The organism is Arthrobacter sp. zg-Y1219 (assembly GCF_030125545.1).
Classification (GTDB): domain Bacteria; phylum Actinomycetota; class Actinomycetes; order Actinomycetales; family Micrococcaceae; genus Arthrobacter_B.
Genome location: NZ_JASKLY010000005.1, coordinates 1 through 19586, shown reverse-complemented (window position 1 = coordinate 19586; position 19586 = coordinate 1). Strand labels below are relative to the sequence as shown.

The 19586-nt window shown below is 65.2% G+C and carries 16 protein-coding genes, 1 tRNA gene and 1 other RNA gene; 12 read left to right on the top strand and 6 right to left on the bottom strand.

Annotation, left to right across the window (positions count from 1 at the left end; genetic code table 11):
- Nucleotides 1–12: 12 nt before the first annotated feature.
- On the bottom strand, nucleotides 13–2751 hold the full coding sequence (gene aceE, locus QNO00_RS03085) for a pyruvate dehydrogenase (acetyl-transferring), homodimeric type (protein ID WP_284023591.1): 2739 nt from the start codon (nucleotides 2749–2751) through the stop codon (nucleotides 13–15).
- Nucleotides 2752–3062: 311 nt separating this feature from the next.
- Between aceE and QNO00_RS03080 the strand changes: the two genes are divergently transcribed.
- The 4 genes from QNO00_RS03080 to QNO00_RS03065 all read left to right on the top strand — a co-directional run bounded on the left by QNO00_RS03080 (nucleotide 3063) and on the right by QNO00_RS03065 (nucleotide 5137).
- Nucleotides 3063–3482 (top strand): DUF3052 domain-containing protein, encoded by a 420-nt coding sequence (locus QNO00_RS03080; protein WP_229965378.1) that lies wholly within the window; start codon nucleotides 3063–3065, stop codon nucleotides 3480–3482.
- 8 nt (nucleotides 3483–3490) lie between these two features.
- Nucleotides 3491–3973 carry a redoxin domain-containing protein gene (locus QNO00_RS03075; protein ID WP_284023590.1) on the top strand — a complete coding sequence of 161 codons (483 nt, stop codon included), beginning with the start codon at nucleotides 3491–3493 and terminating at the stop codon, nucleotides 3971–3973.
- Nucleotides 3970–4980: an NAD-dependent protein deacetylase gene (locus QNO00_RS03070; protein WP_284023589.1), complete on the top strand. Its 1011-nt coding sequence runs from the start codon at nucleotides 3970–3972 to the stop codon at nucleotides 4978–4980. The genes QNO00_RS03075 and QNO00_RS03070 overlap by 4 nt, the downstream gene beginning before the upstream one ends.
- 84 nt (nucleotides 4981–5064) lie before the next feature.
- Nucleotides 5065–5137: transfer RNA gene (locus tag QNO00_RS03065), tRNA-Val, on the top strand.
- 112 nt (nucleotides 5138–5249) lie between these two features.
- On the opposite strand, the gene QNO00_RS03060 is transcribed toward QNO00_RS03065, so the two are convergent.
- Nucleotides 5250–6665, bottom strand: a complete 1416-nt coding sequence (locus tag QNO00_RS03060) for a trimethylamine monooxygenase (protein WP_284023588.1) — start codon at nucleotides 6663–6665, stop codon at nucleotides 5250–5252.
- A gap of 585 nt (nucleotides 6666–7250) precedes the next feature.
- On the opposite strand from QNO00_RS03060, the gene QNO00_RS03055 reads away from it, so the two are divergent.
- On the top strand, nucleotides 7251–8201 hold the full coding sequence (locus tag QNO00_RS03055) for a serine hydrolase (protein ID WP_284023587.1): 951 nt from the start codon (nucleotides 7251–7253) through the stop codon (nucleotides 8199–8201).
- A 77-nt stretch (nucleotides 8202–8278) separates the two neighbouring features.
- A complete protein-coding gene (gnd, locus tag QNO00_RS03050) occupies nucleotides 8279–9715 on the top strand; it encodes an NADP-dependent phosphogluconate dehydrogenase (protein WP_284023586.1) in 1437 nt (478 codons plus the stop codon).
- Nucleotides 9716–9852: 137 nt separating this feature from the next.
- Here the strand turns inward: gnd and epsC are convergent, their stop codons facing one another.
- The 3 genes from epsC to msrA form a co-directional block, all read right to left on the bottom strand.
- Nucleotides 9853–10437, bottom strand: a complete 585-nt coding sequence (gene epsC / locus QNO00_RS03045; protein WP_229965384.1) for a serine O-acetyltransferase EpsC — start codon at nucleotides 10435–10437, stop codon at nucleotides 9853–9855.
- 53 nt (nucleotides 10438–10490) lie between these two features.
- Nucleotides 10491–11426: a cysteine synthase A gene (gene cysK, locus QNO00_RS03040; protein WP_229965385.1), complete on the bottom strand. Its 936-nt coding sequence runs from the start codon at nucleotides 11424–11426 to the stop codon at nucleotides 10491–10493.
- A 110-nt stretch (nucleotides 11427–11536) separates the two neighbouring features.
- Nucleotides 11537–12061 carry a peptide-methionine (S)-S-oxide reductase MsrA gene (msrA, locus tag QNO00_RS03035; RefSeq protein ID WP_229965767.1) on the bottom strand — a complete coding sequence of 175 codons (525 nt, stop codon included), beginning with the start codon at nucleotides 12059–12061 and terminating at the stop codon, nucleotides 11537–11539.
- A 132-nt stretch (nucleotides 12062–12193) separates the two neighbouring features.
- Between msrA and QNO00_RS03030 the strand changes: the two genes are divergently transcribed.
- The 3 genes from QNO00_RS03030 to QNO00_RS03020 all read left to right on the top strand — a co-directional run bounded on the left by QNO00_RS03030 (nucleotide 12194) and on the right by QNO00_RS03020 (nucleotide 15082).
- On the top strand, nucleotides 12194–13204 hold the full coding sequence (locus QNO00_RS03030; protein WP_284023585.1) for a Nif3-like dinuclear metal center hexameric protein: 1011 nt from the start codon (nucleotides 12194–12196) through the stop codon (nucleotides 13202–13204).
- 69 nt (nucleotides 13205–13273) lie between these two features.
- The gene (locus QNO00_RS03025) at nucleotides 13274–14014 is read left to right on the top strand and encodes a zinc ribbon domain-containing protein (protein WP_284023584.1); all 741 of its coding nucleotides are present in this window, start codon (nucleotides 13274–13276) and stop codon (nucleotides 14012–14014) included.
- Between the two features lie 3 nt (nucleotides 14015–14017).
- On the top strand, nucleotides 14018–15082 hold the full coding sequence (locus tag QNO00_RS03020; RefSeq protein ID WP_502863025.1) for a reverse transcriptase-like protein: 1065 nt from the start codon (nucleotides 14018–14020) through the stop codon (nucleotides 15080–15082).
- Here QNO00_RS03020 and QNO00_RS03015 read toward each other — a convergent pair.
- The gene (locus QNO00_RS03015) at nucleotides 15079–15843 is read right to left on the bottom strand and encodes a YaaA family protein (RefSeq protein WP_284023583.1); all 765 of its coding nucleotides are present in this window, start codon (nucleotides 15841–15843) and stop codon (nucleotides 15079–15081) included. The two genes, QNO00_RS03020 and QNO00_RS03015, sit on opposite strands and share 4 nt — an antisense overlap.
- Before the next feature lie 112 nt (nucleotides 15844–15955).
- Between QNO00_RS03015 and rnpB the strand changes: the two genes are divergently transcribed.
- The 3 genes from rnpB (at nucleotide 15956) to QNO00_RS03000 (ending at nucleotide 19484) form a co-directional block, all read left to right on the top strand.
- An RNA gene (gene rnpB / locus QNO00_RS03010) (RNase P RNA component class A) lies at nucleotides 15956–16360 on the top strand.
- Between the two features lie 137 nt (nucleotides 16361–16497).
- On the top strand, nucleotides 16498–17805 hold the full coding sequence (locus QNO00_RS03005) for an MFS transporter (protein WP_284023582.1): 1308 nt from the start codon (nucleotides 16498–16500) through the stop codon (nucleotides 17803–17805).
- Nucleotides 17806–18017: 212 nt separating this feature from the next.
- Nucleotides 18018–19484: a glyceraldehyde-3-phosphate dehydrogenase gene (locus tag QNO00_RS03000; protein ID WP_269439156.1), complete on the top strand. Its 1467-nt coding sequence runs from the start codon at nucleotides 18018–18020 to the stop codon at nucleotides 19482–19484.
- Nucleotides 19485–19586: the final 102 nt, after the last annotated feature.

The following is a 19586-nucleotide window of genomic DNA, read 5'->3' as shown; positions in this document are numbered from 1 at the left end:
GATCAGCAAACGTTACGCGTCGCCGCCGGCGTTGCCGGAGGTTCCTGCGTTGACGTTGAGCAGGTCGTACTTCTTGATCGCTTCAGTCGGCGCGCTGGCGTCGACCTCGCCGCGGCGGGCGAGCATTTCCAGGGTCCGAACGACCATGGAGTGCGAATCAATCTTGAAGTACCGGCGTGCTGCGGCCCGAGTATCGGCAAACCCGAAGTCGTCGGCACCCAGAGTGGCGAATTCGTTGGGCACGAACTGCCGGATCTGGTCCGGAACGGCCTTCATGTAGTCGGTGGTCGCGACAATCGGACCGGTGGCACCGGCCAGCTGCTTGGTCACGAACGGCACGCGGGGCTCGGCGTCGGGATGCAGGAAGGCATCTTCCTCGGCGGCCAGGCCATCGCGGCGAAGTTCGTTCCACGACGTCACGGACCAGACATCGGCGGAAACGCCCCAGTCATCGGCCAGGATTTGCTGAGCTTCCAGGGCCCACGGCACTGCAACACCGGAGGCCAGCAGCTGGGCGCGCGGGCCATCGATCTTTGCCGGAGCCAACAGGTAGATGCCCTTGATGATTCCTTCGACGTCCAGCTCAGCGGGAGCCTTCGGCTGCAGGATCGGCTCGTTGTAAACCATGATGTTGTAGATGACGTTCGGATCCTCGGAATCCGGACCGTACATCTCCTCAAGACCGTGGCGCATGATGTGCCCGATCTCGTATCCGTAAGCCGGGTCGTAGGTCTTCACAGCCGGGTTGGTCGAAGCCAGGATCGGGGAGTGGCCGTCAGCGTGCTGCAGGCCCTCGCCGGTCAGGGTGGTCCGTCCCGCGGTTGCGGAAATCAGGAAGCCGCGGGCCATCTGGTCGGTAGCCGCCCAGATGTAGTCTGCGGTGCGCTGGAATCCGAACATCGAGTAGAAGACGTAGACCGGAATCAGCGGCTCGCCGTGGGTGGCGTAGGAGGTGCCGGCCGCGGTGAACGCAGCAATGGAGCCTCCTTCGTTGATGCCCACGTGCACGATCTGGCCCTGCGGGGACTCCTTGTACGCCAGGACCAGGTCGCGGTCCACGGAAAGGTAGTTCTGTCCCTTGGGGTTGTAGATCTTCGCCGTCGGGAAGAACGAGTCCATACCGAAGGTCCGGGCCTCATCCGGAATGATCGGCACAATCCGCTTGCCGAACTCCTTGTCCCGCATCAGGTCCTTGAGCAGGCGCACGAAGGCCATGGTGGTGGCGGCCATCTGCTTGCCGGAACCGCGGTTGGCGACCTCGTAGGCCTTGTCGCCGGGCAGTGCCAGAGGGGCGTGCTTTACCCGGCGCTCCGGGACGTTGCCGCCCAGCTCACGCCGTCGTTCCAGCATGTACTTGATCTCGGGAGTGTCAGCGCCCGGGTTGAAGTACGGCGGCTGGTAGGGATCGCGCTCGAGGTCCTCGTCGCTGATCGGGATGCGGAGGTGATCGCGGAAGGCCTTCAGGTCATCCAGGGTCAGCTTCTTCATCTGGTGCGTGGCGTTGCGGCCTTCGAAGTGCGTGCCCAGGCCGTAACCCTTGACCGTGTGGGCCAGGATGACAGTCGGCTTGCCCTTGAACTCAGTGGCTGCCTTGTATGCCGCGTACACCTTGCGGTAGTCGTGGCCGCCGCGCTTGAGGTTCCAGATTTCCTCGTCGGTGAGCTTCGCGACGAGTTCCTTGGTCTCAGGGGTCTTGCCGAAGAAGTGGTCGCGGACGAATCCGCCGTTCTCGGCCTTGTAGGTCTGGTAATCGCCGTCCGGGGTGGAGTTCATGATCTCCACCAGCGAGCCGTCCTTGTCCTTCTCGAGGAGCGAGTCCCACTCGCGGCCCCAGACAACCTTGATGACGTTCCAGCCGGCACCGCGGAAGAATGCCTCAAGTTCCTGCATGATCTTGCCGTTGCCGCGCACCGGTCCGTCGAGGCGCTGCAGGTTGCAGTTGACCACGAAGGTGAGGTTGTCGAGCTTGTCATTGGCAGCCAGCTGGAGCAGGCCGCGCGACTCGGGCTCGTCCATTTCGCCGTCGCCCAGGAAAGCCCAGACATGCTGATCCGATGTGTCCTTGATTCCGCGGTTCTGCAGGTACCGGTTGGACTGGGCCTGATAGATCGCGTTCATGGGGCCGATGCCCATTGACACCGTGGGGAATTCCCAGAAGTCGGGCATGGAGCGCGGGTGCGGGTAGGAGGACAGGGCGTGTCCCTCGCGGGACTTCTCCTGCCGGAACCCGTCCATGTCTTCCTCGGACAGGCGGCCTTCCAGGAAGGCGCGCGCGTACATGCCGGGGGAGGCGTGACCCTGGAAGTAAATCTGGTCTCCGCCGCCCGGATGGTCCTTGCCCCGGAAGAAGTGGTTCATGCCCACTTCGTACAGGGTTGCAGCACCTGCGTAGGTGGAAATGTGCCCGCCGACGCCGATTCCCGGACGCTGCGCGCGGTGCACCATGATGGCGGCATTCCAGCGCAGCCAAGCGCGGTAGCGGCGCTCAACTTCCTCGTCACCGGGGAATTCCGGTTCCTGGTCCACCGGGATGGTGTTCACATAATCAGTCGTGGTGACCATTGGTACGCCCACTGACTGTGCACCGGCGCGCTGGAGCAGCGAACGCATGATGTACTGAGCCCTTTCGGTGCCCTGGGAACGGATCAGTTCATCCAGCGACTGCATCCATTCCGCGGTCTCCTCGGGGTCACGGTCCGGAAGCTGGTTGGTTAACCCGCTCAGGATGTCCGTTGTGTCTTCTGCGGCCACGGCAAACCTCTTTCATGTACAGATTGCGTCTGCACGAATACGTCTGTGGGGATCCGGTTCTTTCACCGGACGAGCACTGTGGCTGTGCGGATGCTGGTGCCTCCGGAGCCTATGTCTTCCACTCTAGTCCCGCTGAGTGGCTGTTGCGTAGCCCGTTCGCTATTGGCTGTCCGGCGCCGGCGTACACGCGATACCTTGCCGCCGGAACCTTGTACGTTGCGGACAAAAGGTGTTGGCTTGTGTCCTAGACACCACATCTCGTCCAAATATGTGATTCCCTTGTATTTATGCAGTCAACCAGGAGGAGTGAAGTGAGCGAGGCCGAAGCCGTCACGGATAAGAACGTGGCGGGAAGATTGGGTTTCAAAGACCAAGACCTGATTCAGGAATTCGGTTACGACGAGGACGTCGATTTTGACCTCCGCGACGGCCTCGAGGACTTGGTGGGGAGCGAGCTCCTGACGGAAGAGGACCACGACGTCGTAGACGGAGTCATCCTCTGGTGGCGGGCCGACGACGGGGACCTGGTGGACGCGCTGGTGGATTCCATCACCACCCTCGACGACGGCGGAGTCGTCTGGGTCCTGACCCCCAAATCCGGACGGGTCGGGTACGTCCCCCCGGCTGACATTGAGGAAGCCGCGCCTACATCCGGCCTGCACGTCACGACATCCGCGGCGGTCAGCAGCGACTGGGCAGCAACCCGCCTGGTCGCCCGCCGCAAGAAGTAGCACCCGCTTTGCGTCGAAGTCCGGTTCCGGCTGCTGCACCGCAGCGGCCGGCGCCGGACTTTTCGCTGCCCAATCAGTTTGGCGAACCGGTTTCCCTGTCCGTTCTTCGGGGAACACCCGTCGTTCTCGTGTTCTACCCCTTTGCTTTCTCGGGTGTGTGCACCGGAGAGCTGGATGAGCTTCAGGGTGCCCGGGATGAGATCGCCCGTGCGGGCGCCCGGTTGCTGGCGGTGTCCTGTGACTCAAAATACGCCCTGCGTGCCTATGCGCAGCAGCGCGGCTATTCCTTCGACCTGCTGGCCGATTTCTGGCCGCACGGCCAGGTGGCGGATGCCTACCAGGCGTTCGACGCCGATTTGGGACGTCCGGTCCGGGCCTCCTTTATCATCGATGGTAGAGGCCTGATCCACACCGAGATCCGGTCGGATCCCGGCACTCCCCGTCCCCTGCAGGCCTATCTGGACGCACTCAAGGAGATGCCTTCGGAATGACCAACGCACCTCAGTTCTTCGATTCACCTTCCTCCGGACAAGTTTCCTCCGGACCGGTCTCTTCCGGACAGGCCGGATCCGGGCAGGGAAGGCCCGGACTGGGGCTCACCGGATTTGTCCGCTCGGAGCCGACACCGTCGGCCCCTGCGCCCACGCCCGACGAGGAACGCCTGCTCCGCCGGGCGGTGCAGCTGTTGGGCGGTCGCCGCCTGGCTGTCCTGACCGGTGCCGGCATGAGCACGGATTCGGGCATCCCCGACTATCGGGGACCTGAAGCCCCGCCGCGCAAGCCCATGACGTACCAGGAGTTCGTGGGGGACCCCGAGCTCCGCCGCCGCTACTGGGCACGGAACCATGTTGGCTGGCACCATCTGCGCCACGCCCTCCCCAACGCCGGCCACGCCGCCGTCGCCCGCTTGGAACGCCGGGGCCTGACCACCGGCCTGATTACCCAGAACGTGGACCGGCTGCATGCCGACGCCGGCAGTGCCCTCGCCGTCGACCTGCACGGGCGCTTTGACCGCGTCCTGTGCCTGGACTGCGGCACCCGATATTCCCGCCAGACCGTGGCCCGGTTACTCGAGGAATTGAACCCCGGCTTCCTGGAGCGCACCCGGCTCGATGGCGACATCGCGCCCGACGCCGATGCGGACGTCGCGGACACCGAGGATTTCGTGGTGGCCGGCTGCCCCGTCTGCGGCGGTCTGCTCAAGCCGGATTTCGTCTATTTCGGCGAAAACGTTCCCCGCGACCGGGTGGCCGCGGCCTTCGCCATGCTCAACGCCGCCGACGCGCTGCTGGTCGCCGGTTCGTCGCTGACGGTGATGAGCGGACTGCGGTTCGTCAAGCACGCACACAAGAGCGGCAAGCCAGTGGTGATCATCAACCGCGGATCCACCCGTGGGGATGACCTCGCGGATCTGAAAATAGAGGCGGGAGTGGCCACCGCGTTGGAGTATTTGGCGGCGGAACTGCCCGACCTGTCGCACGATTTTGGCGCTGATTAGGAGAAATCCTCATCCGTCCGGTAAAGTAATTCCTCGTGATGCGGCGCTGATCAAGGAGATCTTGAAAGGCATAACGGTCACAAAGGGTCTTTAGCTCAGCTGGTAGAGCGCCACGTTTACACCGTGGATGTCATCGGTTCGATCCCGGTAGGACCCACCGCAGAAGTACAGCGGTACAACGAAAACCCCGTCGTCCGGTTCCGGACGGCGGGGTTTTCTGTTTGTGTCTGCAGGTCCTCGGCGCGGCGTTTCCCGGCCGCAGCGGACAGTTAGGACACGGGAAGGGGAACCGGGAGCCGGTCCGCTCCGGATTCTGACTCCGGAACCGCCGCAGCAGTCCCGTCCGCCGGCGCCAAATAGGCAGCCAGGCTGTCATCCATCGCCTCGATCCAGCGTGTATGGTGCTGCTGCGCCATGGTCCCGGTGATCACCGAAGGATGCACGACGTCGCGGTAGCCCATGATGTCCCGCTGCTTGTCCTGCATCCAGGCCTTGAACAGCTCTGAGACGGCGGCCAGGTCGAAGTCGGGGTAGTCGGTGCGGTCGATGAGGTCCCGGACGTAGGCAGTCTGGAAGTCGGCGCCGTCGTCGTGCGTGACCAGTGCGTCCTGCGCTGAAAGCCAGCCGGCGATGTCCGCCGCGCGTTCCTGCGCCGTCGGCACCGTTATTCTGCCCATGATGACGTCGCGGGCGTACCAGGCCTGCGCATCGAACATATTGAACGTGTAGTACTGGTCCTGCATGCCCAGGTAGATCAGGTTCGGGTTGTCCTGCCACAGGACGCCCTTGTAGAGGTCTGCGGGATAGAGGACGTTCCGGGACACCAGGGAGAGCTCCGAGGGTAGGAACGGGAAGGTGTGGCGGTAGCCGGTGCACAGCACGACGGCGTCCACCTCCTTGGTGCTGCCGTCCAGGAACTGCGCGGTGCGGCCCGCGAAGCCGGTCACGAGCGGACGTTCCTCGATGCCCTCCGGCCAGTCATAACCAAGTTCGTGACTGCGGTAGCTGATGGTGACCGAGCTGGCTCCCATCTTGTAGGCCTGCGAGCCGATGTCCTCGGCCGAATAGCTGCTGCCGATCATGAGGATGTTGCGGCCGGCGAAGCGTTCGGCGCCGCGGAAGTCGTGCGCGTGCAGGACCTCGCCGGGGAAGGTATTGATTCCGGGAAACTCCGGGACCACAGGGCTGGAGAAGTGCCCGATGGCGACCACCAGCGTATCGAAGACGTGGGTTTCGGTGTTGCCCGTGACCAGGTCTTCCACTTGAACGGTGAACTCCGCCGCCTCCTCGTCCCAGGAAACCCATCGGGCCACGGTGTTGAAGCGGACGTACTTTCGCACGTCGCTCTTTTCGACCCGGCCCTTGATGTAGTCAAAAAGGACCTCCCGCGGGGGATAGGAGGAAATCGGGCGGCCGAAGTGCTCGTCAAAGCTGTAATCAGCGAACTCGAGGCATTCTTTGGGGCCGTTGGACCAGAGGTGGCGGTACATGCTTGAATGCGCCGGCTCGCCTGCCCCGTCCAGTCCTGTCCGCCAGCTGTAGTTCCACTGGCCGCCCCAATCCGACTGTTTTTCGAAGCAGACAATGTCCGGAACTTCAGCACCGAGCGCGCGAGCCGATTCGAAGGCGCGCAGCTGTGCCATTCCGCTGGGACCGGCCCCAATGATTCCTACCCGTTGTGTCATATGTCTCCTCGATTCAGGGGCCTCGATGCCGCAGCGAGGATTTCCGGGTCCGGAGGACGGGGATAAGCGGCGCGCGGCCGCGCAAAAGGGGAAGCTGAAGTGTGGCGCCCGGATTCAATCCGTCAGGAGAAAGGGGCGGCAGGTTCTGCCGGCAGGAAACGGCGAAAGCGGCATCCGGCACAGTTTGCGTACGGCCAGTCCGAGGCCCGATGAGCCGGCCAGCCGCCCTGCAACGGAATCAGGTCTCTCCGGTGAAGTCAAAACGGACCGGCCAGCTTCAGCCCCGGGCACGGCAGGGTCCGGGTGACGCCGGCGGACAGCGCAGTCTTCATCAGGCCCCGTTTTCATCAGGCCCCGAACCGCAGCAGGCCCCGAACCGTGAAGTTCGCCACGCGGCAGTTCCGGCTGCGGCGGCCCTGCGCGGCAGGCCGGCGGCTACACAGTTTTCGGACAGAGTTCTCTGCTATCCAGATAGAGAAGCATTCCGCCGGAACCCGGACCGCAGCTCACCGACGCAAGCGCAAACTGCAAGCGCAAACCCTCAAGCGCGAACCTCAGGTACAAACAGGAACAGGGGGTGCAGACATGCCTACAGCCTTTACCCGTACTACACTCCGGCGCTCACTTGCGGCAGCGGCCGCGCTGCTGCTCCCGCTCACCGCCGGCTGCACGGGCCTGCCGGCCGCCGAGGAAGCTCCGGCGCCGGTCGAGGCCACCACGGAACCTGCCAATCCCGATTCCCTCCCTGCGGATGAGGCCGAGCAGCTCGACGCCGCGCTGAACAAGTACGCGGACCAGGCCGACGCCGAAATCTCCGCGGCCGTCTACGAGACCGCCACCGGCCGGGCCTGGTACTACAACCCAACCGCCGAATACCTCGAAGCCAGCTTGGTCAAAGTTCCCATCCTGCTGACCCTGCTGCGCCAGGCCACCGAGCAGGAGCGCGAGCTGACCCTGGAAGAGGAATACCTCGCCGTGATGATGATCGAATACAGCGACAATGACGCCACCACCACGCTTTACCAGGCCGTCGGAGGTGCGCCGGAGCTGTCCCGGACCTATGAGCTGCTCGGCGTGACGGAAACCCAGGCAGCCGAGATCTGGGGCGCCAATGCCACCGGCGTCGAGGACCAGCTCAAGGTCGCCCGCGCAGTGCTCGACGGCGTGGACTGGATCAACAGCGACCTGCAGGCATACGCCGTCGAACTAATGGAAAACGTGGAGGCCGACCAGCAGTGGGGGATCAGTGCCGGACTGCCGGCCGGCGGCGCCGAAGTCGCCCTGAAAAACGGCTGGCTGCAGGACGATGACCTGACCTGGAACGTCGGAAGCCTCGGATTCGTCCGCAGCGGCGGAGCGGAGTACGCGGTGGTGGTCCTGACCTCCGGGACCGAGACGATGGAAGACGGAGTTTCGGTGGTGGAGGACGTAGCCAGCGTCATCAACTCCTTCGAAACCACCGGAACCCCGGGCACCCCGCCTGCCGCAGGCGACACGGACGGCGCAGTGTGGCGGGCCGGCGGGCCTGAAGCATAGGCTTGTGGGTAAAGACGGCGGGTGAGCGCCGATCGCCGTGGCCCCTGGCTGGGGCCCCAAAGAATTCTGGAGAAAACTTGAGCGCACAAATTGGCGTCACCGGTCTGGCAGTAATGGGCGCAAACCTGGCCCGGAACTTGGCCCGGAACGGGTACACCGTGGCCCTTCACAACCGGTCGATCGAGAAGACTGACGCACTGCTGTCCGCGCACGGGGACGAAGGAGGCTTCATCCGCACCGAATCCCTGCAGGAGCTGGTTGATTCACTCGAAAAGCCGCGCCGGGTCCTGATCATGGTCAAGGCCGGGGCGCCCGTTGACTCGGTGATCGAGAAGCTGGTGCCGCTGCTGGAAGCCGGTGACATTGTCATCGACGCCGGCAACTCGCACTACGAGGACACCCGCCGCCGCGAGGCCGCACTGGCCGAAAAGGACCTGCACTTCGTGGGCGTCGGAGTGTCCGGCGGCGAGGAAGGTGCCCTGCTGGGCCCGTCCATCATGCCCGGAGGCTCCAAAGAGTCCTACGACTCCCTGGGTCCGATGCTGGAAAAGATCGCCGCCACGTACGACGGCAAGCCCTGCTGCACCTGGATCGGCACCGACGGTGCCGGCCACTTCGTGAAGATGGTCCACAACGGCATCGAATACGCCGACATGCAGGTCATCGGGGAAGCTTATGACCTTCTGCGCTCAGCCGCAGGCATCGAGCCGGCCGAACAGGCCAAGATTTTCACCGAGTGGAACACCGGTCAGCTCAGCTCCTTCCTGATCGAAATCACCGCTGAGGTCCTGGCGCACACCGATGCCCGGACCGGCAAGCCGTTTGTCGACGTCGTCGTGGACTCCGCCGGCCAGAAGGGCACCGGCCGCTGGACCGTGGTCTCGGGCCTGGACCTGGGCTCGCCCGTGTCGGCGATTGCTGAATCAGTCTTTGCCCGGGCACTGTCCTCGCAGCGCGGCCAGCGCGAAGAGGCCCAGGGCATCCTTGCCGGCGGCGAAGCTGCCGTTGAGCTGCCCGAGACCTTCGTGGAGGACGTCCGGCAGGCACTGTACGCCTCCAAGCTGGTCAGCTACGCCCAGGGCATCGACATGCTCACCAGCGCCGCCAAGACGTACGGCTGGGACCTGAAGCTTGATGAGATCGCGTCGCTGTGGCGCGCCGGCTGCATCATCCGCGCGGAACTGCTCGATGACATCATGAAGGCCTACGCAGGCGACTCCGCACCGGCCAACCTGCTGCTGGCCCCGGCCTTCGCCGAGTCCATTGCCGCCGCCCTGCCGGCCTGGCGCCGTGTGGTGTCCGTTGCGGTCCAGCTGGGCATCCCGGTGCCCGTCTTCTCCTCATCGCTGGCCTACTACGACGGCCTGCGCCGCAAGCGCCTGCCCGCCGCCCTGACCCAGGGCCTGCGGGACCTGTTCGGCGCCCACACGTACCACCGCGTGGACGACGAGGGGACCTTCCACACGCTGTGGAGCGGTGACCACTCCGAGATCTCGGCGGTGGACACCCACTAGCACCCGCAGACCGAGCACCCGCAGAACAGAAAAAAGGCCGCCGGCACCCTGGGAAATCCAAGGGGTGCCGGCGGCCTTTTGCCGTGGGTGCCAAATGTCCGGGCGGGACGCCCGGGCAGCAGCCAGAGGCAGAACCGTCAGATGTAGATTGCGGGGTCGATGTACTCGGCCGGGTCCACGGCCGGCTGGGTCTCTTTCACATGGCGGTGCCGCCAACGGGCCGGGATTCCGGTGATGATGGAATCGGCCGGAGCATCCTTCACGACGACGGCGTTGGCGCCGACGGCGCTGTTCTTGCCGATGGTCACCGGGCCTAGGATCTTCGCGCCGGCGCCCACGGTGACGCCGTCACAGATGGTGGGGTGCCGCTTGATCCGGGCCAGGGAACGCCCGCCGAGGGTCACGCCGTGATAGAGCATGACGTCGTTGCCGATCTCCGCCGTCTCACCGATCACCACTCCCATCCCGTGATCAATGAAGAAGCGCCGGCCAATGGTCGCCCCGGGATGGATTTCGATTCCGGTGGCGAAGCGGGTTGCCTGGGAGAGCACCCGGGCCGGGAAACGCAGCCCCGGCCGGGCCCACATCCTGTGGGTCAGGCGGTGCATCCAGATGGCGTGAAGCCCCGAGTAGATCACAATGTTCTCGAGCGACCCGCGCGCGGCCGGGTCATGGGACGCCGCGGCGTCGAGGTCTTCACGCAGGCGTGCAAACAGGCTCACAGAGGACTTTCTGCTCGGGCGGATCCCGGTGGGAGCCGGGAATTGAACGGGTCTCAGTTCCGGATGTCGTCGTACAGAACGGTGGAGATGTAACGCTCACCGAAGTCGCAGACCACGGCGACAATCAGCTTACCGGCGTTTTCCGGCCGCTTGGCCAGCTCAAGGGCCGCCCAGACAATGGCTCCCGAGGAAATGCCGCCGAGGATTCCCTCCTGCGTGCCCAGCGCCCGTGCGGTGGCCACGGAGTCCTCGATCGAAGCATCGATGACCTCGTCATAGATCTCGGTGTCGAGCACCTCGGGGACAAAGTTGGCACCCAGGCCCTGGATCTTGTGCGGTCCCGGAGAGCCGCCGTTGAGGATGGCGGAGTCCTTGGGCTCCACGGCGACGATCTGCACGCCGGGCTTGCGCTTCTTCAGGACCTGCCCGACGCCGGTGACGGTGCCGCCGGTGCCGACCCCGGCCACAAAGATGTCCACCTTGCCGTTGGTGTCTTCCCAGATCTCCTCCGCCGTCGTCTGGCGGTGGACCTCCGGATTGGCAGCGTTGGCGAACTGCTGGGCCCAGATGGCGTTCTCGGTGTTGGCCACGATCTCCTTGGCCTTGTCCACGGCGCCGCGCATGCCTTCGGAGCCCGGTGTCAGGACAATCTCGGCGCCGTAGGCGCGGAGCATGACGCGCCGCTCGGTGGACATGGTCTCCGGCATTGTCAGGATGACCTTGTAGCCGCGGGCGGCACCCACCATGGCCAGAGCGATGCCGGTGTTGCCGGAGGTGCCCTCGACGATCGTGCCGCCGGGCTTCAGTGCGCCGGCCTCTTCCGCGGCGTTGACGATGGCCACGCCGATCCGGTCCTTCACGCTGTTGGCGGGGTTGTAGAACTCGAGCTTGACCGCAACCTCGGCGTCAAGGCCTGCCGTCAGCCGGTTCAGCCTTACCAGCGGCGTGCCGCCGACCAGCTGCGTCACGTCGTCGTAAATCCGTCCCATGGTGTGTCCTCTATCCGTTGTGGGTGTTCTGGAAGCCTTGCGGCTCAAACGCCGCTGGTAAATACACGCAGCGGGGCCCGCTCAAGCCTATCGCCAAGCATGTGCAAGAGTCAGTTGTCAAGCCATTCGGCGTAATATTTCCTCGCCTTGGCGAGCTTGGGGTTGATGATCACCTGGCAGTAGCCCACCTCGGGGTGCTTGGCGTAGAAGTTCTGGTGTTCGGATTCCGCCACATGGAACTCCGGCAGCGGCGAGATTTCCGTCACGATGGGATTGTCCCAGTGTGCCTGGGCGCGGTCCCGGGCCTTCTCGAATTCCTCGCGCTCCGTCTCGTTCGTATAGAACATCGAAGAACGGTACTGGGTTCCGACGTCGTAGCCCTGACGGTTCAGGGTGGTGGGGTCGTGGGAGATGAAGAACATGTCCAGGATCACTTCACCCGGAATAATGTCCTCATCAAAGGTCACTGCAACAACCTCCGCGTGGCCCGTGGTTCCCGAACAGACGCTGCGGTAGTCCGGATGGGCGGTCTGCCCGCCGGTGTAACCGGAAACAACTTCGGTCACTCCGCGGGTCTTTTGATAAAGGGCGTCGAGGCACCAAAAGCATCCTCCGCCAAGTACATAGGTCTTCATACCCTCTATCAATGCGCGCACGCCCGGAAGAATTCCCGGTGCCGGGAACCGTCCGCTCTCCGCGCCGGGAACCGGGTGCGGCACGGCACGGCCGAATTGAGCGCGGGTTGCCGAGCGGGTACAACTGAAACCATGGAAACAAGCAAGCCCGCCGAAGGCAGCGAACCGGCGGCACCGGGAACGGAACCGGACCAGCACGCCGCGGCAAAAACCGATGCGGCTGAGTCCGCCGCAGCGACGGAGCCGGCCGTAACGGCAGAGTCCGCGGCAAAAACGGAACCGGCCGCAACGGCGGCAGCCTCCGTGCCCACCCTGGGAGATGTGCTGCTGGCCGCCGAGGAACTGTGGCCCGAAACCCTGGCCGAGGGCTGGGATGCCGTCGGTTTGGTGGCCGGACGCCCGTTCCGCGCCGTCGAACGCATTCTCTTTGCCGTGGACCCCACCGCCGAGGTGATCGACGAAGCCCTCGACTGGGGTGCTGACCTGCTGGTGACCCACCATCCGCTGTTCCTGAAGCCGGTCCATTCGGTGGCCGGCACCGGATTCAAGGGCGACGCCGTCCACCGCCTCATCGAAGGCGGATGCGCGCTGCTGACAGTGCACACCAACGGCGACAGCGCCGTCGGCGGAGTATCGGACGTCCTGGCCGACGCGTTCGGCCTTCACGGGGTCGTGCCCCTGGTTCCCGCCGAGGACGGACTGCCCGAGGAAGGCATCGGCCGGGTGGGGGAGCTGTCCGAAGCCACCACTCTGGCGGACTTCGCCAAACTGGTCTTCAGCATCCTGCCCGCCGTGGCCGGCGGCGTCCGCGTGGCCGGAGATCCGCACGGCCTCGTCCGCCGGGTTGCCGTCTGCGGCGGTGCCGGAGACAGCCTTTTCGACGCCGTGCGCCGGCATAAGGCTGACGTTTACGTCACAGCCGACCTGCGCCACCATCCGGCATCCGAGGCCCGCGAAGCGGCCGTCAACGGACGGCCCTACCTGATCGACGTCTCACATTTCGGCAGTGAATGGCTGTGGTTGACCCCCGCAGCCAACGCCTTGGAGAACGTGCTCAACGATCAGGGCTTCGCAGCGGAGATCCGAATCAGCGGCACCAACACCGATCCATGGGACTTTGTGCTGACCCCCGGGCTGAACTGATCTGCGCCCTTGGCATAGGCTAGGGGAGGAACCGGCCAGGTTGGTCCGGTCATAGGTGGAGGTTTTTCGGTGGCAAAAGCATCGTCGGCGGAGCAGCTGCGGCTGCTCGATTTGCAGGCTCTGGACAGTAACGTTCGTAAACTCCGGAACCGGGCTCGCAGCGTCAGCGACAACTCGGCCATCGCGGAACTTGGGCTGCAGCGGGCAGCGGCGCAGAGCAAGCTCGTGGCCGCCTCCACTGAGGCAGCCGACGTCACCCGCGAACTGACCCGTGCGGAGGCCGACGTCGCGTCAGTGGTGGCCCGCATCGAGCGCAACCGGAAACACCTGGACAGCGGCATGGGCACCTCCAAGGAGCTCACCGCCCTGCAGAGCGAAATGGAATCACTGCAGCGCCGGCGCTCCGATCTGGAAGACGTGGAACTGGAAGTCATGGAACGCCTGGAGGCCGCCAAGGCCGCCGAGGAGCAGTTCCGGCAGGCAGCACAGGCCATCGACGCCGAGGTGTCGGAGCTGGAGCAGGCGCGCGACGCCGAACTGGCCGAGATCGAAGCCGAACGCCTCACCGTCGTCGCCGAGCGTGAGGAACTGGCCGCCACCTTTGAACCGGCGCTGCTGGCAATCTACGAAAAGACACTGGCCAAGAACGGCATCGGCGCTGCGCGCCTGTTCAACGGAACCTCCGAAGGGTCCGGCATGCAGCTGAGCCCCGGAGACCTCGCCGACATCCGCAAGGCGGCCGAGGACGACATTGTGTTCTGCCCCGACTCCGGCTGCATCCTGGTGCGTTCCGCTGAGTGGGGCAGCTGATCCGTGACCCTGTTTGACCCGTCTGACGCTCCCGCCGCGCCTTCCGGCACCGAATCACCTGCCGGCCAGGCCGCGGGCGGCGTCCGGCGCACGCTGATTGTGGAGGCCGACGGCGGTTCCCGCGGCAACCCCGGGCACGCCGGCTACGGTGCGCTGGTGCGCGACCCCGATACCGGAGCCATCCTCGCCGAAAAAGCCGAGTACATCGGAAAGGCCTCCAACAACGTGGCCGAGTACTCCGGCCTGCTGGCTGCCCTGGAAATGGCGCATGAGATCGATCCCGACTGCTGGATCCTCGCCAAGATGGACTCCAAGCTCGTTGTGGAGCAGATGAGCGGGCGCTGGAAGATCAAGCATGAGGACATGCAGAGGCTGGCTGCGAAGGCGCGGGCGATCGTCAATCCGCGCCGGGTGAAGTACCAGTGGATTCCGCGTGAAATCAACAAGGACGCCGACAGGCTCTCCAACGAAGCCATGGACGCCGGCATGGCCGGAATTCCGTGGGTGCACAAGGGCGGTCTGGCGCTCAAGGGCGGTGTGGCATTCGCTGACGCCGCGCCGGCTCCGGAAGCATCTCCGGAGGCATCTCCGGAAACCGCTGCAGCGGGGGCAACCGCCGCGCAGCCGGCAGCCGAACAGGCGTCTGCCGCGGCGCCGTCCCCGTCGGGGCGGCTGCACCACGCCGAGATCTGGGTTCGGGACTTTCCGGCGGCCGAAGCCTCGCTGGGCTGGCTGCTGGAACGGCTGGGCTACCTGCGCACCGACGCGTGGGATTCCGGGGCCAAATGGCAGGGAGAGTACAGCTATCTCGTCATCGAAGCGGGGCCGGACGTGGCGGACGCCAACCATGAGCGTCGCCGGCCGGGCCTGAACCACCTGGCGTTCCGCGCCGGAACGCCCGCCGACGTCGAGCTGCTCGCCCGGCGCGCGGCAAGCCACGGCTGGACGCTGCTCTTTGCCGACCGGCATCCTCATGCGGGCGGTCCGGAGCACTACGCCGCCTACCTGGAAAACGGCGAGGGGTTCGAAGTGGAGCTGGTTGCCGACGGACCTGCTGAACAGGACTAGCCCGGCAGGACGATGTTCAGCTGGAACGGCTTGCGGGCAGTGGCCGGCACCAGTTCCGCCTCCCACTTTTCCTGAGCTGCCGCCAGCAGCTGTTCGGGAGTGGCCGGGTCGCTGCCGGCCCGGGTGAGCAGATGCCGGGCGAGCTCGCCCCGGGTGTGCTTGGCGAAGTGCGAAACCACGGTGCGTTTGCCGTTCCGCACCTGAAAGACGTTGACTGCCGCCGCCGTCGAGGGGTCCGGAGCCCAAGCCGCAGCGTAGGTGCTGGACCTGCAGTCCACCACCAGATGCCCGGCCGCGTGCTCGGTAAGGGCCTGGGCCAGATGCGCTTTCCAAAAGGACGCCAGCTTGCCGGTCTCCGGCAGCTTCACGGCCATGGAAAGCCGGTACGCCGGAATCGGATCGCTGAAGCCCAGCGCACCCCACAGGCCGGAGATGACGACGACGGCGTCGTCGGCCTTGCGCTGCTGGGCGGGGGTCAGCTCCGCGTAGCCCAGGGCGTCATACAGCACACCAGAGTAGATGCGGTGGGCCGGAGCGCAGGGTTCCTCGTGGAGCACAACGTTCCGGCGGACCTCGGCGGCCAATGACGGGCCGACACCCAGGATGCTGTGGGCCTCCGCTGCGGTGCTGGCCTCGGACAGCGCAGCGAGCACCTGTTTGCGGGCATCGGTGAGCTGCGGGAAGTGCAGCTTGTCGGGATCGAAGCCGGGACCGGTTACGGCCGGTGTTTTTCCTTCGGAGGGTGGCAGCAGAATCAGCACCAATTAATCGTACGCGAGCCGCGGCGTCCGCTTTCCCGCCCGCGTCCCCGGCCCGCGGTCCGGCCGATGAGAATCCGGAGAACCGCATTTAGGCGGTAGCATTGAGGCTGGACGGGTTGGCCAGGCGATCGCGTTGGTTCCTTTTTAAAGGTGCCGCCGAGGAAAGTCCGGGCTCCGCAGAGCAGGGTGGTGGGTAACGCCCACTCGGGGAAACCCGCAGGCCAGTGCCACAGAAAAGAAACCGCCGTCGGCAGTGTCCTCCCTGTGAGGACCACTGTCTTTCGGTAAGGGTGAAAAGGTGGTGTAAGAGACCACCAGCGTTCCGGGTGACCGGAACGGCTAGGTAAACCCCACCCGGAGCAAGGCCATACAGGACACGTTTGAGGGCTGCTCGCCCGAGGTGTTCGGGTAGGCCGCTCGAGGGCGCCGGCAACGGCGCCCCTAGATGGATGATTGCCGCCTCCGGCCCGGTAACGGACCGGAGATACAAAACCCGGCTTATCGGCCAGCCCGTCCCACTAAATCCTTGTTTATCCCCCGGAAGTTCCTCCCCTGGCAACAGGCCGGCGCGCCCGGCGCGGGGTTTTCCACAGGATTTGCGAAAGATCGCATCAATTAACCCGGCCCCGCGGTTTCCGGGACTATTCTGTGGCAATGTCCCAGACGCCAACGAAACGCCAGCCGCTGGTGCTCCGCAATGCGAATTTCCGGGCGTTGTGGCTTTCGTCGACTGCGGGAATTTTCGGTACCTCCGTGGCGGCGGTCGCCCTTCCCCTGATCGCAGCCGTGGAATTGGATGCTTCCGACTTTGCCGTCGCGGCCCTGTCCGGTGTGGGATTCCTGCCGTGGCTGCTGTTCGGCCTTCCGATCGGCGCCCTGGTGGACCGCTACCGCCGAAAACCAGTGGTGATGGCGGCCCTGGTGCTGCGGATAGCCGTGCTGATGTCCCTGCCGGTGGCGTTCTGGATGGACCGGCTTACCGTCCTGCAGCTGTTCGTGGTGTCGTTCCTGTCCGGCCTGGCTGCCGTTTTTTCCATGCTGGCCGAGTCTGCGCTGCTCCCGCGGGCCGTGCCGCGGGAGGAACTCATCGAAGGCAACGGGCTGATGACGGGCTCAGCCGCTTCGGCAGACGCCGTCGGCCGCGGCCTGGGCGGCTGGCTCACGGGGGTCTGGGGCGCTTCGAATTCGCTCCTGCTGCAGGTGGCGGCTTCGGTGGCGTCGCTGAGCTCGGTGGCTACCCTGAAGGTCACCGAAGCCGCAACCGTTCCGCGCGCCGGGAACCGGATCTTCCGTGACATGGGGGAGGGCCTTCGCTACAGCTTCAGTACGGCACCTCTGCGGACCATCCTGCTCGCCGGGGCGCTGTGGAACCTGGGCGGGGCCATCGTTGTATCGCTGATGGTGATTTTCGTGGTGCGCACCCTGGGGGAGTCCGGAGCCATGCTGGGCTTCCTGACGGCCTCCACGGCGCTCGGCGGAACCCTGGGCGGGCTGACCGTCCGGCGGGCCACCGAGCGCTGGGGATCGGGCACCGTGTGGCGCTTCTCGATGGTCCCGGCGGTGCTGGGCTATTCCTGCCTGCTGCTGATGACGCCGGGCTGGGGCTTGGTTCCCGGTTTTGCCGGCCTGTTCCTGGCCGGGTTCGCCATCTCCATGAACGTGGTGGTGGGCACCAGCTTCCGGCAGCGGGTCTGCCCGCCAAGCATGCTGGGCCGGCTGGGTTCCGCCTCCCGGATGGTGACGTGGGGAATGCTGGCCGTCGCAGGCGTGATCGGCGGAGCACTCGCGGATCCGCTGGGTGTCCGCGGAGCCATCATCACCGGGCTGGCCATTGCCGTCCTGGCTCCGGCCGTGGCCGCGTTCGGGCCGCTGCGCGGCATTCGGAACCTGGAGGATCTGGAGCCCGTTCCGGAGGAGAACATCGGAAAAAACACCGGTGAGCGCATTTCCGGGAGACCGTAACAGCTCCTTTGTGTGACTAACATCTCGCGCAACATGCAAGTGCGTCACGTGTGTCCTAATACACTTGGAGGGACCGAGGCGCGGGATGTCCGCAGCCTCGGACACACGTCGCACGCCGGATAATTCTGCAGCCACCGCTGCAGGGCCCGGGCGAACGCGAGTTGACCAACCGGCACAAAGCAGTGCCGGCTGAGAGAAGGATGTGAAGATCTTTGAGCCAGTTCTCCGATGCCTGCCTTGATACCTGGATGGACCGCGAGGCCCTCGCCGAGGCAATGATTCCGCTGATCGGGCGGCTGTACCGGGAAAACAGTGTGGTCACCTCGGTTTACGGCCGGCCGCTGGTCAACCGGTCAGTCATCGATATCCTCAAGGCGCACCGGTTTGCCCGGCAGATCGACGAAGTGGAGCTGCCGGTCTCCGACACGTACCCGCTGCTGCAGGCACTGACCGAGCTTGAGCTCGGTGCGGCGTCCATCGACCTTGCCCGCCTGAGCCTGAAGTACAAGGCCGAGGGCAACGGAACGGACCTCGTCGAGTTCCTCCGCGCCGAGCTGTCCGGAGTGGCCGGCAAGCACGGCGCCGACGACCGCACCAGCACCGACGTCGTGCTCTACGGCTTTGGCCGGATCGGGCGCCTGCTGGCCCGCATCCTCATCGACCACGCCGGCGGCGGACAGGGACTTCGCCTGCGCGCGATTGTGGTCCGCAAGGGCTCGGACAATGACCTGGTCAAGCGTGCATCGCTGCTGCGCCGCGACTCGGTGCACGGCGCCTTCGACGGCACCATCACCGTGGATGAGGCCAACAACACCATCCTGGCCAACGGCACCCTGATCCAGGTCATCTACTCCAACGACCCGACGACCGTTGATTACACGGCCTTCGGCATCAACAACGCCGTCGTCGTCGACAACACCGGACGTTGGCGCGACGAAGAAGGTCTGGCCCAGCACCTGCGCGCCAAGGGCGTTGCCCGCGTTCTGCTCACGGCCCCGGGCAAGGGCAGCCTCAAGAACATCGTGCACGGCATCAACCACGAGGCGATCACCGACGATGACAAGATCATCACGGCCGCGTCCTGCACCACCAACGCCATCACCCCGGTGCTGAAGGTCCTCAACGACAAGTACGGCATCATCCACGGACACGTCGAGACGGTGCACTCGTTCACGAATGACCAGAACCTGATCGACAACTTCCACAACGGTGACCGGCGCGGCCGGTCCGCCGCCCTGAACATGGTGATCACTGAAACCGGTGCCGCCAAGGCCGTGGCCAAGGCACTGCCGGAACTGGCGGGCAAGCTCAGCGGCAATGCCATCCGCGTTCCCACCCCCGACGTCTCGATGGCGATCCTGAACCTGAACTTCGAGACCGCCACCACCAAAGAAGAGATCAACGCCTTCCTGCGCGAGACCTCGCTGAACTCGGACCTGCACAAGCAGATCGACTACATCGATTCACCGGAGGTCGTGTCCACCGACTTCGTGGGTTCCAAGCGCGCCGGCATCGTCGACGGCCTGGCCACCATTTCCAACGGCAAGAACGCCGTTCTCTACGTCTGGTACGACAACGAGTTCGGTTACAGCTGCCAGGTGATCCGGGTGCTGGAGGAAATGGCGCATGTGAATCCGCCGGCCTTCCCCCGCGTTCAGGAATTGGCCGCCTCGCTCTAAGCGGTTTCCACCCGCGAAATGGCAGAAGGTGCGCGTCCCAGCGCTGGGAAGTGCCCCCTGTTGCAATAGGGGGGGTGGGGTTCGTTGGGCCGGACGGGAGCG